The sequence below is a fragment of the Streptomyces sp. NBC_01498 genome (assembly GCF_036327775.1).
Lineage (GTDB): Bacteria > Actinomycetota > Actinomycetes > Streptomycetales > Streptomycetaceae > Streptomyces.
This window is the reverse complement of sequence record NZ_CP109598.1, coordinates 2435785-2448776: the sequence shown is the minus strand read 5'-3', so window position 1 is coordinate 2448776 and position 12992 is coordinate 2435785. Positions and strand designations below refer to the sequence as shown.

9 protein-coding genes are annotated in these 12992 nt (G+C 71.7%); 7 read left to right on the top strand and 2 right to left on the bottom strand.

Features of this window, described 5'->3' with window-relative positions:
* The first annotated feature begins 1 nt into the window (after position 1).
* From OG875_RS10115 to OG875_RS10095, 5 genes are all read left to right on the top strand, one after another.
* Complete coding sequence (locus tag OG875_RS10115) at positions 2-2050, top strand: thioredoxin domain-containing protein (RefSeq protein WP_330173892.1); 2049 nt, start codon at positions 2-4, stop codon at positions 2048-2050.
* A gap of 229 nt (positions 2051-2279) precedes the next feature.
* Positions 2280-3536: a glycosyltransferase gene (locus OG875_RS10110; RefSeq protein WP_330173891.1), complete on the top strand. Its 1257-nt coding sequence runs from the start codon at positions 2280-2282 to the stop codon at positions 3534-3536.
* 200 nt (positions 3537-3736) lie between these two features.
* Entirely contained in the window at positions 3737-5314 is a 1578-nt protein-coding gene (locus OG875_RS10105) for an ArnT family glycosyltransferase (protein ID WP_443079253.1), read from the top strand.
* On the top strand, positions 5311-6591 hold the full coding sequence (locus OG875_RS10100; RefSeq protein ID WP_330173889.1) for a glycosyltransferase family 2 protein: 1281 nt from the start codon (positions 5311-5313) through the stop codon (positions 6589-6591). The genes OG875_RS10105 and OG875_RS10100 overlap by 4 nt, the downstream gene beginning before the upstream one ends.
* A 62-nt stretch (positions 6592-6653) precedes the next feature.
* Positions 6654-9050 carry a galactose oxidase early set domain-containing protein gene (locus OG875_RS10095; RefSeq protein WP_330177685.1) on the top strand — a complete coding sequence of 799 codons (2397 nt, stop codon included), beginning with the start codon at positions 6654-6656 and terminating at the stop codon, positions 9048-9050.
* A gap of 129 nt (positions 9051-9179) precedes the next feature.
* On the opposite strand, the gene trhA is transcribed toward OG875_RS10095, so the two are convergent.
* Positions 9180-9893 carry a PAQR family membrane homeostasis protein TrhA gene (gene trhA / locus OG875_RS10090; RefSeq protein WP_443079093.1) on the bottom strand — a complete coding sequence of 238 codons (714 nt, stop codon included), beginning with the start codon at positions 9891-9893 and terminating at the stop codon, positions 9180-9182.
* Between the two features lie 316 nt (positions 9894-10209).
* On the opposite strand from trhA, the gene OG875_RS10085 reads away from it, so the two are divergent.
* Together OG875_RS10085 and OG875_RS10080 are read left to right on the top strand one after the other, a co-directional pair.
* On the top strand, positions 10210-12039 hold the full coding sequence (locus tag OG875_RS10085; protein ID WP_443079252.1) for a phosphoenolpyruvate carboxykinase (GTP): 1830 nt from the start codon (positions 10210-10212) through the stop codon (positions 12037-12039).
* A 110-nt stretch (positions 12040-12149) separates the two neighbouring features.
* Positions 12150-12464, top strand: a complete 315-nt coding sequence (locus tag OG875_RS10080) for a hypothetical protein (RefSeq protein ID WP_330173887.1) — start codon at positions 12150-12152, stop codon at positions 12462-12464.
* Between the two features lie 59 nt (positions 12465-12523).
* Here OG875_RS10080 and OG875_RS10075 read toward each other — a convergent pair whose 3' ends face one another.
* Complete coding sequence (locus tag OG875_RS10075; protein ID WP_330173886.1) at positions 12524-12928, bottom strand: SCO4983 family protein; 405 nt, start codon at positions 12926-12928, stop codon at positions 12524-12526.
* Positions 12929-12992 lie beyond the last annotated feature (64 nt).

The window sequence follows — 12992 nt, the reverse complement described above, 5'->3', positions numbered from 1 at the left end:
TATGAACCGGCTCGCTGGTGTGACCTCGCCGTATCTGCTCCAGCACGCCGACAATCCGGTCGACTGGTGGCCCTGGGGGGCGGACGCTTTCGAGGAGGCCGGGCGGCGGGATGTGCCCGTCCTGCTGAGTGTCGGGTACAGCGCGTGTCACTGGTGTCATGTGATGGCCCGGGAGTCCTTCGAGGACGACGTGACCGCCGCGTACCTGAACGAGCACTTCGTCAGTGTCAAGGTCGACCGCGAGGAGCGGCCCGACGTCGACGCCGTGTACATGGAGGCCGTGCAGGCGGCGACCGGGCAGGGCGGGTGGCCGATGACCGTGTTTCTCACCGGGGACGGGGAGCCGTTCTACTTCGGTACGTACTTCCCGCCCGAGCCCCGGCACGGCATGCCGTCCTTCCGGCAGGTCCTCGAAGGGGTCCGGAGCGCGTGGACCGAGCGGCGGGACGAGGTCGGGGAGGTGGCCGGGCGGATCGTGGGGGAGCTGGCCGGGCGGTCGCTCGCGCACGGGGGGCAGGAGCCGCCCGGGGCGGCCGAACTCGACGCGGCCGTAAGGGCGTTGAGCGGGGAGTACGACGAGGAGCACGGCGGTTTCGGCGGGGCGCCCAAGTTCCCGGCGAGCATGGTCGTGGAGTTCCTGCTGCGCCATCACGCGCGTACGGGCGCCGAGGACGCGCTCCGGATGGCGGAGGGCACCTGCGAGGCGATGGCGCGCGGCGGGATCTACGACCAGCTGGGCGGCGGGTTCGCCCGCTACTCGGTGGACCGCGGATGGATCGTGCCGCACTTCGAGAAGATGCTCTACGACAACGCCCTGCTGTGCCGCACCTACGCGCATCTGTGGCGGGTCACCGGGTCCGGCCTGGCCCGGCGGGTCGCCCTGGAGACCGCCGACTTCATGGTGCGTGAACTGCGCACCGCCGAGGGCGGGTTCGCCTCCGCGCTGGACGCGGACAGCGACGACGGCGCCGGGGAGCACGCCGAAGGCGCGTACTACGTCTGGACACCCGGGCAGCTCAGGGACGTACTCGGCGCCGAGGACGCCGAGTTCGCCGCGCGGCTGTACGGCGTCACCGAGGCGGGCACCTTCGAGGAAGGCGCCTCCGTGCTCCAACTCCCTGAGGGCGCGGGCGACATGGACGCCGAGCGGGCGGAGTCCGTACGGCGGCGGCTCCTCGCGGCGCGCGACACCCGGCCGCGCCCGGAGCGGGACGACAAGGTCGTCGCCGCCTGGAACGGGCTCGCGATCGCCGCGCTCGCCGAGACCGGCGCGTACTTCGAACGGCCGGATTTGATCGAACGTGCGACCGAAGCGGCCGATCTGCTCGTGCGCGTGCACCTGGACGAGACCGGCCGGCCGGCCCGGACGTCCAGGGACGGCCGCGCCGGCGCGAACGCCGGCGTACTGGAGGACTACGGCGATGTCGCCGAGGGCTTCCTGACGCTGGCCTCGGTGACCGGCGAGGGCGTCTGGCTCGACCTTGCGGGGCTGCTGCTCGGCACCGTCATGGAGCGGTTCACCGGTGAGGGCGGGGCGCTGTACGACACGGCTGACGACGCCGAGCCGCTGATCCGCAGGCCCCAGGACCCGACGGACAACGCCACCCCGTCCGGCTGGACCTCGGCCGCCGGGGCGCTGCTCTCGTACGCCGCCCACACCGGTTCCACCGCCCACCGCACGGCCGCCGAGGGCGCTCTCGGCGTCGTCAGGGCGCTCGGGCCGCGCGCGCCGCGCTTCGTCGGGTGGGGGCTCGCCGTCGCCGAGGCGCTGCTCGACGGGCCCCGCGAGGTCGCCGTCGTGGGGGCGCGCGGCGACACGGCGACCGCCGCGCTGCACCGTACGGCGCTGCTGGGCACGGCGCCCGGCGCGGTCGTCGCGGTCGGCGGAACAGGTGAGGCCGGCGAAGCCGGGGCGGCGGAGTTCCCCCTCCTCGCGGACCGGCCGGCGGTCGGCGGGCGGGCCACGGCCTATGTGTGCCGGGGGTTCGTCTGCTCCGCTCCCACCACCGAAGTCGACGTGCTGAAAACCCAGTTGGCCGTACGCGTGTAGCAATAGGCTCTGCCTCGGGCACACTTCGGGGCCGCTGTGAAGCATGCGATGTCGGACATAATCGGGGAGTTCATCGATTTGGACCCTCTGTCGTCACACTTCCCTCTTATCTTCATCACGTAGGACAGGCAACAAGTACGCATGGGGGGCATGCGTACAGGGTGATACCGGGGGGAACCGGCGGCCAGGGGGGCCTTGCCGCCGTTCACCCTTGGCCAAGGGGGGCCATGTGGTCACGTCCGTATTCATCGCCGCCGTTTCGCTGGCGCTGTTCTGGATGGCGGCGTTCACGCTGTGGTGGCAGATGCACGCGTGGCGTACGCCGGAGACACTGGCGGCGACACGATTCGACCGGCCGGACGGGGGACCCGCACGCTCGTTCTCGCTGCTCCTGCCCGCCCGTCATGAACAGGCGGTCCTGGAGCACACCGTCGAGCGGCTGCTCAGATCCAGCCACTCCCGTTTCGAGATCATCGTCATCGTCGGGCACGACGACCCGGAGACCGCCGAGGTCGCCGAACGGGCCGCCGCCCGCGATCCGTCCCGCGTCCGGGTCGTCGTGGACACCCATCCGGCCAAGAACAAGCCGAAGGCGCTGAACACCGCACTGCCCCACTGCACGGGCGAGGTGGTCGGGGTCTTCGACGCCGAGGACCAGGTCCACCCCGAACTGCTCACCCACGTCGACCACGCCTTCCGCAGCACCGGCGCCGACGTCGTCCAGGGCGGCGTCCAGCTCATCAACTTCCACTCCAGCTGGTACAGCCTGCGCAACTGTCTGGAGTACTTCTTCTGGTTCCGCAGCCGGCTGCACCTGCACGCGCAGAAAGGCTTCATCCCGCTGGGCGGCAACACCGTCTTCGTCCGGACCGACGTCCTGCGCGAGGCGGGCGGCTGGGACCCGGACTGTCTCGCGGAGGACTGCGACCTGGGCGTACGGCTCTCCAGCGTCGGCAAGAAGGTCGTCGTCGCCTACGACTCCGACATGGTCACCCGCGAGGAGACCCCCGACTCGCTGATGTCGCTCCTCAAGCAGCGCACCCGCTGGAACCAGGGCTTCCTCCAGGTCTACCGGAAGAACGACTGGCGCCAACTGGCCACCCCCGGGCAGCGGTTGCTCGCCCGCTACACCCTCATGACGCCCTACTTCCAGGCCGTCACCGGCGTGGTCATCCCGCTCAACGTGGCGATCGCGCTCTTCCTCGACGTGCCCGTCGGGATCGCGTTCATCACCTTCCTGCCCGCCGTGACCGCCCTGGTCACCTTCGTGTTCGAGCTCGTCGGGCTGCACGACTTCGGGCGGCAGTACGGACTCAGGGTCCGCTTCTCGCACTACCTCAAGCTCGTCGCCGGCGGCCCCTTCTACCAGGTGCTGCTGGCCGGCGCCGCCGTCCGCGCCGTGTGGCGCGAGCAACGTGGCCGCCGCGACTGGGAGCTGACCGCACACGTCGGCGCGCATCTGACCCGAGAGGACCGCCCCGCGTGACCTCCACCCTCCCCGCGGAGGCGACGGAACCGGCCGGCGGCCGGACCACCGACATCGCCCCCGTGACGATCAGCCCTGCCCCGGGCCGCACCGCGCCGGGCCACGCCCCCGCGCCGGACCCCGGCCCCGAGCCCGCACGGGGCCGCCATGCCCCACCGCCCACGGACCTCCGACGGCCGTCGCCCGCACGCCGGTCACCGATACCCCGCCCCGGCTTCCGCTTCCGTTCCTCCCGCCCCGACCTGGCCCTCTGCGCCGTCCTGCTCCTGGTGATCATGGCCGTCCAGGGCTGGAACATCCAGCACTACCCCACCCTCAGCGACGACGAGGGCACCTATCTCGCCCAGGCATGGGCCGTCCAGCAGGGCGAAGGGCTCGCCCACTACACGTACTGGTACGACCACCCGCCGGTCGGCTGGCTCCAACTGGCCGCGCTCACCTGGCTCCCGTCGCTCCTCGTCCCCGAATCCATGACCGTCGGCACCATGCGCTTCGCGATGCTGCTGGTCAGCGCCGCCTGCGCGGTACTGCTCTACGTACTCGCCCGCCGCCTGTCGCTGCCCCGCTGGGCCGCCGGTCTCGCGATGGCGATCTTCGGGCTCTCGCCGCTCTCCGTCGTGCTGCAACGCGAGATCTTCCTCGACAACATCGCCGTGATGTGGATGCTCCTCGCCTTCTGCCTCGCGGCCTCGCCCAACCGGCATCTGTGGCACCACTTCGCCGCCGGCCTCGCCGCCGCCGTCGGGGTGCTCACCAAGGAGACGATGCTCGTCGTCCTGCCCGCCGTCCTCGTCACCATGTGGCGCCACGGGCACGCCGACACCCGTAAGTTCGCGGTCACCGGAGCCGTCACCGCCTGCGTGCTCGTCGGGCTCTCGTATCCTCTCTTCGCCCTGCTCAAGGGCGAGTTGCTGCCCGGCGGCGGCCATGTGTCGCTGTGGGACGGCGTCGTGTACCAGATGACCCGGCCCGGCTCCGGCTTCCTCCTCGACCCCGGCTCCGGCTCCCACGGTGTGCTGCGCTCATGGCTCTACTACGACCGGGTGCTGCTGCTCGGCGGACTGGCCGGCGCGCTCCTGCTGCTCCTGACGTACCGGTGGTCCGTCACCGCGCGGGCGCTCGCCGGGCCCGCGCTCGCCGTCGCCATCCTCACGGCGGTCGCGCTGCGCCCCTCCGGCTATCTCCCGGCGATGTACGTCATCCAGGGGCTGCCGTTCCTGGCCCTGATGTCGGCCGGGATCGCGGCCTCCGCCGCGCACGCGCTGCTCCGCAGAGGCCGCCGCCCGCACGAGAACCGGGCACTGACCGGTGTCCGGTGGACGACCGCCGTCGTCCTCGCCGGGGCCTGTGCCGCGTACGTCGCGCCCCGCTGGTACGACGGCAACCGCACCGCCCTGACCACCGACGCCAACGCCCCCTACCGGGCGGCGGCCTCCTGGCTGGCCACCGAGGTGCCCGACCCGGCCCGCACCCGTGTCCTCGTGGACGACGCCCTGTGGCTGGACCTGGTCCACGCCGGCTACCGGCCGGGTCTCGGCGCCATCTGGTTCTACAAGGCAGACCTCGACCCGGCCGTCAGCAGGACCCTGCCCGGCGGGGTCCGGGACATCGACTACGTCGTGGCGTCACCGACCGTTCGGCGCGACGCCCCCGACCTGCCGCGGGTACGCGACGCGCTCAACCACTCCACCCCCGTGGCCGTCTTCGGGAACGGCCAGGACCGGATCGAGATCCGACGGGTCACGGACCCCACCCCCACCGCCGGAGGCGAACGATGAGCGCACTTCCTGTCCCTCCCCGGAGAACCGGTGAACTGACCGACGCCGAGATCGAGTCCACCGCCGTGGCCGAGCCCGGCGCGGTGACCGTCATCATCCCCACCTTCAACGAGGCGGCGAACGTACGGGAGTTGCTGCGCCAGCTCACCGAGTCCGTACCGGCCAGGCTGCCCTGCGAGGTGCTGTTCGTGGACGACTCGACGGACGGCACCCCCGAGGCCGTCGCCGAGGCCGCCCAGGACTGCCCGTTCCCCGTCGCCGTCCTCCACCGGGACGAACCGGTCGGCGGCCTCGGCGGCGCGGTCGTCGAAGGACTGCGCACCGCCGGGTCCGAGTGGATCGTCGTCATGGACGCCGACCTCCAGCATCCGCCGTCCCTGATACCGGAGTTGGTCGCGGCGGGCGAGCGGACGACCGCCGACCTCGTCGTCGCCAGCCGGTACGTCCCCGGCGGCAGCCGGGCCGGACTCGCGGGCGGCTACCGTGTCGCCGTCTCCCGCGCCGCGACCTGGCTCACCAAGGGCCTCTTCCCGCGCCGGCTGCGCGGCATCAGCGACCCGATGAGCGGCTTCTTCGCGATCCGGCGCAGCGCGGTCACGGCCGACGCGCTGCGCCCGCTGGGCTACAAGATCCTGCTGGAACTGGCCGTACGGTGCCGGCCGCGGGAGATCGCGGAGGTGCCGTTCGTCTTCCGCGACCGGTACGCGGGCGAGTCCAAGTCGACCGCCAGGGAAGGCGCACGGTTCCTGCGGCACCTCGTGGAACTCCGTACGGCGTCGCCCCTCGCCCGCATGGCGGCCTTCGGACTGATCGGGCTGACCGGCTTCGCCCCGAACCTGCTCGCGCTGTGGGGGCTCACCGGGGCCGGGATGCACTATCTGCCGGCCGAGATCGTCGCCAACCAGTTCGGGGTGGCGTGGAACTTCGTCCTCATCGAACTGCTGCTGTTCCGCAGCCGCCGGGCCCACCGCCACTGGGCCGACCGGGTCGGGCGCTTCGCGCTGCTCGCCAACGCCGATCTGCTGCTGCGGATACCGCTGATCGCGCTGCTGGTCGGCCGGTTCGGGATGGAGCCCGTACCGGCGACGGCGGCGGCGATGCTGGCGACGTTCCTGCTGCGGTTCGTGGGGACGGAGACGCTGGTCTATCTGCCCGGACGCGGCGGGCGGCCTGCCGCCGGGGCCTCCGGAGGCGCGCCCGGACGCGGCGGGCGCCGGTCCGTCCCGTCCCCGGGCGCCGGCCCGGAGCGGGCCCACCCCGGAGGGAGCGCCCGATGACTCCCTTCCGCAGGCCGCCCGCCCGGCCCGGCCGCCGTACCGCGCTGCTCGGGGTCGTGGCGATGGCCGCCGGACTGCTGCTCGCCGTCCCCCAGCCCGCCACCGCCGGGCCCAACCTCGTCAAGAACCCCGGCTTCGAGACCCCCGGCGCGGGCGGCGCCATGCCGGACTGCTGGTCGCGGTCCGGCTGGGGCGACAACGACCACACCTTCACCACCGTCCCCGACGCGCACAGCGGCACCGCGGCGATGCGGGTCGAACTCACCCGGCGCGTCGACGGCGACCGCAAGGCGCTGGTCACCGAGTCCGCGGCGTGCGCGCCCGCCGTGACGGAGGGCACGCGGTACGACCTGTCCCTCTGGTACAAGTCCACCACCCCGGACACCGCGATCACGCTGTTCCGGCACGACACGACGGGCGGCTGGCAGTACTGGACGGACCTCAAGACCCTTGACCTGAGCGCCGATTACCAGCGTGCCGAGGTCCGTACCCCCGCCGTGCCGCCCGGCACCGACCGGATCAGCTGGGGTGTCTCCGTCTTCGGCACCGGCAGCGTCACGACCGACGACCACGCCATGGAGGAGGTCACCCTCCCGGCGTCGGACCCGGACTGCACGGGCTCGGCCGCCGACTGCGCCGACGGCCGCTGGGAGGTGCTGGCGACGGAGAATCCGGTGCGTTCCATGCACGCGGTCGTCCTCAACAACGGCAAGGTGCTGCTGATCGCCGGGTCCGGCAACGACCCGGAGCGGTTCGAGGCGGGCACGTTCACCTCGGCGGTGTACGACCCCGAGGACGGGACGTACGAGACGATCCCCACGCCCAGGGACATGTTCTGCTCCGGCCATGTCCAGCTGTCCGACGGCCGGGTGCTGGTGATGAGCGGCAACAAGGGCTATCCCTCGGCGGACGGCACCGTCGGCTACCAGGGATACAAGGACTCGTACGTCTTCGACCCGGCCACCGAGACGTACGCCAGGACCAACGACATGAACGACGGGCACTGGTACCCGTCCGCCACGATCATGGGCAACGGTGACGTGCTGTCCTTCGGCGGGCTGCGCGAGGACTCGTCCGGTTCGGTGACGGCCGAGCGCTGGTCGGCGGCGCAGGAGAAGTGGCTGCCGCTCGGGCAGGTCAACCAGACCTGGTCGTACTGGGGTCTGTACCCGTCGATGGTGCTGATGCAGGACGGCCGGCTTTTCTACACCGGCAGCCACACGTTCGGCAACGGCACGCCCGGCACCGGCGCCTCGATCTACGACTACGACGCCAACACCGTCACCGACGTGCCCGGTCTGCGGAACAAGGACGAGCGCGACCAGTCGACGAGCGTGCTGCTGCCCCCGGCGCAGGACCAGCGGGTGCTGACCATCGGCGGCGGGAACATCAACTCCAACCCGGAGGCGAACCGGCTGACCGACCTCATCGACCTCAAGGAGCCGGACCCGGCGTACCGGGCGGGGCCGCCGCTGCCGCAGGGCACGGTGGACTTCGGCGGCCCCGGCGGGCCGCAGCCGCAGACCGGTGACCAGGGGAAGATGTACGGCTCCGCCGTGCTGCTGCCGGACGGCACGGTCCTGGAGACGGGCGGCGCGCTGCACAACCGGGCCGACCCCGTGTACTCCGCGTCGGTGTTCGACCCGGTGACGGAGACGTACGACCCGGTGGCGGCCGACCCGCAGGCGCGCGGCTACCACTCGTCGGCGTTCCTGCTGCCGGACGGGCGGGTGATGGCGACCGGCGACAACCCGGGCAACGGCTCGTGGAACCACCAGGTGTCGCTCTACTCCCCGGCGTACCTCTTCAAGGGGCCCCGCCCGCGGATCACTTCACCGGTCGACCCGGAGTGGACCTACGGCGACACGCGGCGGATCACCGTCGACCGGCCCATCGCGAATGCCGAGTTGATCCGGCCGGCGGCGGTGACGCACTCCTCGGACCCCAACCAGCGGTTCGTGGAGCTGCCGTTGACCGTCGAGGAGAACGGGGAAGGAGAAGGGGAAGGGGAAGGGGTCACCGTCGATCTGAACGTGACGGCCAATCCGAACCTCGCCCCGCCGGGCTGGTACATGCTCTTCGTGGTGGACACCAACGGGGTTCCCTCGGTGGCCGAATGGGTGAAACTGGGCGGTCCGGCCGCGCTGGCGGACCAGGCACCGAGCGCCCACGCGCACGATTTCGCGGGCGAGTTGGGCAGGCCCGCGAAGAAGCCGCTCAAGAAGCGGACGTCGGTGCCGGTGAGCCCGGAGGTCTCCGGCTGCGACCGGCACTACGGGTCGGCCGACGTCTGCGTACCGACGGTCTTCCCGGACACGGTCCGGGCGACGAAGCGGACGACGCTCACCCGCGCGCGCTGCGACTGGCTCGCGGCGAACGGCTACGGGGCGCTGAAGGTCAACGGGAAGGACGATCCGCTGCGGCTGGACCCGGACCGCGACGGGAGGGCGTGCGCCTGAGGAGCCGGCAGGCGTACGGGGGCGGGCGGGCGTGTGCCTGAGGACACCCGTACACCGAACGGGGGCGGGCACGGCCGGACAACTCCGGCCGTGCCCGCCCCCGTTCGGCGTACGGCCGCCTCGGGACGGTCAGGAGTGCTGGTACGCCACCAGGGAGATCCCGACGTAGTGCGTGACGAACGCGGCCAGCGTGAGCGAGTGGAAGACCTCGTGGAAGCCGAACCAGCGCGGTGACGGATTGGGGCGTTTGAGCCCGTAGATCACCCCGCCCGCGCTGTAGAGCAGTCCGCCGACCACGATCAGGACCAGGACGGCGATGCCGCCGGTGCGCAGGAAGTCCGGCAGGAAGAAGACCGCGGCCCAGCCCATGGCGATGTAGCAGGGCGTGTAGAGCCAGCGGGGGGCGCCGACCCAGAAGACCCGGAAGGCTATGCCCGCCGCCGCCGCGACCCAGACCGCCCAGAGCAGCGTCCGCCCGGTGGAGTCCGGCAGCAGCAGCATGGTCAGCGGCGTGTAGGTGCCCGCGATGATCAGGAAGATGTTGGCGTGGTCGAGCCGGCGCAGGACCGCCTCGCCGCGCGGACCCCAGGTGCCGCGGTGGTAGACGCCGCTGACGCCGAACAGCAGGCAGGCCGTGACGACGTAGATCGCGCAGGCCACCCGGGCCCGGGTCGACTCGGCCAGCACGATCAGCGTGATTCCCGCGATCACGACCGCCGGGAACATCCCCAGGTGGAGCCAGCCGCGCATCATCGGCTTGACCGGAGTCGGCAACTGGAGCTCGGCCGGTCCCCCTTCGGATGGCAGGGGGTTCGCGAGCGAGTCGGAGGCGGGAGGAGTCATGCGCTCATGCTACCTACGGGACCGTAGGTTTCGGTCGGTTGTCCGGCTCTTGGCCGACAGTCCGTGTGCCGTACGGGACAGCGAGTGGTGATGCTCACATGTGCGGCCCTCTGGACAGATGGGCGCGAGGGTCGGATGATCAAATGAGTGCGGTCGGCACCGGATGAGCGGGAACGAAGCGTCCGGGTCGCAGCCCCCACGGGGCACCTACCTACAGAACCCTCACCAAGGAGTAACCGTGGCGCGCGACGCAGGGCTTTCCGGCGGAGAACCCCTCAATCCCGTGGCTTCCACCGCCCCGACCGGCCAGGCGGTCCTGACCCGACCGGACGCCCCGACCGGACACAAGGAGCTCGTCTCCTGGGTCGAGGAGATCACCGAGCTGACCCGGCCGGACCAGGTCGTCTGGTGCGACGGCTCGGAAGCCGAGTACGAGCGCCTGTGCGAAGGGCTCGTGGCGAAGGGCACGTTCACCAAGCTCGACCCCGCCAAGCGGCCCAACTCGTACTACGCGGCCTCCGACCCCACCGACGTGGCGCGCGTCGAGGACCGCACCTTCATCTGCTCCGAGAAGGAGGAGGACGCGGGCCCCACCAACAAGTGGAAGGCCCCGGCGGAGATGCGCGACATCTTCACCGGTGAACAGGGCGTCTTCCGCGGCTCGATGCGCGGCCGGACCATGTACGTCGTCCCGTTCTGCATGGGCCCCGTCGGCTCGCCGCTCTCCGCGATCGGCGTGGAGATCACCGACTCCGCGTACGTCGCCGTCGCGATGCGCACCATGACCCGCATGGGCCGCGCCGTCCTGGACGAACTCGGCGACGACGGCTTCTTCGTCAAGGCCGTCCACACCCTCGGCGCCCCGCTCGCCGACGGCGAGGCCGACGTGCCGTGGCCGTGCAACACCACCAAGTACATCTCGCACTTCCCCGAGGACCGGGAGATCTGGTCCTACGGCTCCGGCTACGGCGGCAACGCCCTGCTGGGCAAGAAGTGCTACGCGCTGCGCATCGCCTCCGTCATGGCGCGCGACGAGGGCTGGCTCGCCGAGCACATGCTGGTCCTCAAACTCACGCCGCCGCGCGGGGAGTCGAGGGCCCCGCAGTACATCGCCGCCGCCTTCCCCTCGGCCTGCGGCAAGACCAACCTCGCGATGCTGGAGCCCACACTCCCCGGCTGGACCGTCGAGACGATCGGCGACGACATCGCGTGGATGCGGTTCGGCGAGGACGGCCGGCTGTACGCGATCAACCCGGAGGCGGGCTTCTTCGGTGTCGCGCCCGGCACCGGTGAGCACACCAACGCCAACGCCATGAAGACGATGTGGGGCAACTCCGTCTTCACCAACGTCGCGCTCACCGACGACGGCGACGTGTGGTGGGAGGGCATGACCGAGGAGCAGCCCGAGCACCTCACCGACTGGAAGGGCAACGACTGGACCCCGGCGTCCGGCACCCCGGCCGCCCACCCCAACGCCCGCTTCACCGTGCCGGCCGGGCAGTGCCCGATCATCGCGCCCGAGTGGGAGGATCCCCGGGGCGTCCCGATCTCCGCGATCCTGTTCGGCGGGCGCCGGGCCTCCGCCGTGCCGCTGGTGACGGAGTCGTTCACCTGGCAGCACGGCGTGTTCCTCGGCGCGAACGTCGCCTCCGAGAAGACCGCCGCCGCCGAGGGCAAGGTCGGCGAACTGCGCCGCGACCCGTTCGCGATGCTGCCGTTCTGCGGCTACAACATGGGTGACTACATGGCCCACTGGGTCAAGATCGGCGCCATGGCCGCCGCCCGGGGCGACGAGGCGAAGCTCCCGAAGATCTACTACGTCAACTGGTTCCGCAAGAACGACGCGGGCCAGTTCGTGTGGCCCGGCTTCGGCGAGAACAGCCGCGTACTGAAGTGGATCGTGGAGCGCCTGGAGGGCACCGGCGAGGGCGTCGAGTCCCCGATCGGCGTGCTCCCGGCGAAGGGCGCCCTGGACACCGAGGGCCTCGATCTGCCCGAGGCGGACCTGGACTTCCTGCTCACGGTCGACAAGGAGGTCTGGCGCGACGAGGCGTCCCTGATCCCGGCCCACCTCAACACCTTCGGCACGCACACGCCGCCGGAGCTGTGGGACGAGTACCACGCGCTGGTGAAGCGCCTGTCCTGACCGTCCTCTTGGACCATTCCCCGGGTACGCCCCCGGAGCCGTTCCCTCACGGCTCCGGGGGCTTCGGTGTTCCCGTGCGCCGGCCCGCGGCCGACCGCTACCCTCGCCGGGTGACCGTGACGCGCGATCTCTACAACGTCCGCCCGCTGCCGTCGGAGCAGGACCCCACCCCGCCGACCCCGGACGAGGAACGCCGGGCGCGGGCAACGCTGTTCACGGAACTCGGCAACGCCGTCGCCGACCACCGCTGGACCCGCTACCCGGCCCACACCCCGGCGGAGCGCCGACGGCTGGTCGAGGTCGGCCGCATGCTGAGCGCGCACTGGGGCGTCCCGGTCACCGTCGAGGCGGAGGACGAGTGCCGGATGCGGTTGTCGCTGCCGGGGCACGAGCTCGGCGCCGCCGGGGGTCCCCCGATGTGCTGAACCCGTGCCCCGTGCGCGAGTTCACCCGCCGCCCACGCGCAGTGGGCCCACGGCCGCCGTCAGCCGGTCACCGCGAGCGTACGGTCCCGGTCGTCCGGGGCCCGCAGCGCCGCCGTGTGCGTGTCCATGAGCTGTGCCGCGAGGATCGCCGACGTCGTGTCGGCGCGGGAGGCGGCGACCACCAGGGCGCGGCCCGCGAGGGCGAGGGCGCGGCGGTGCAGCGCGGCGGGCGAGCCGGACGCGGGGGCCGGGACGTGCGGGGGCCGGACGCCGCGCAGGGCGGTCAGCCGGGCGGTGATCCGCTCCGCCGCGTCGGTCTGCCCGAGGGCGTCGGTGACGGCCAGCAGGGCGGCGAGATGGCCGACGAGCTGGGTGTCCAGCTCCTCCTCGCGGCTTCGGTGCGGGAAATCGGGGTCCGCGTCGGCCATGGTGTGGACCGACTTGGTGCGGATCGGCTCATACATGCGGATGGCCTCCTGCCAGGGTCAGAAGGCCAATCCTACATTGGAATCAGTCTAAAGTTGAGTC

Coding starts and splice junctions, on each gene's coding strand:
- OG875_RS10115 (WP_330173892.1), top strand. CDS start 2: ATGAACCGGCTCGCTGGTGTGACCTCGCCGTATCTGCTCCAGCACGCC.
- OG875_RS10100 (WP_330173889.1), top strand. CDS start 5,311: ATGAGCGCACTTCCTGTCCCTCCCCGGAGAACCGGTGAACTGACCGAC.
- OG875_RS10095 (WP_330177685.1), top strand. CDS start 6,654: ATGGCCGCCGGACTGCTGCTCGCCGTCCCCCAGCCCGCCACCGCCGGG.
- trhA (WP_443079093.1), bottom strand. CDS start 9,893: ATGACTCCTCCCGCCTCCGACTCGCTCGCGAACCCCCTGCCATCCGAA.
- OG875_RS10075 (WP_330173886.1), bottom strand. CDS start 12,928: ATGTATGAGCCGATCCGCACCAAGTCGGTCCACACCATGGCCGACGCG.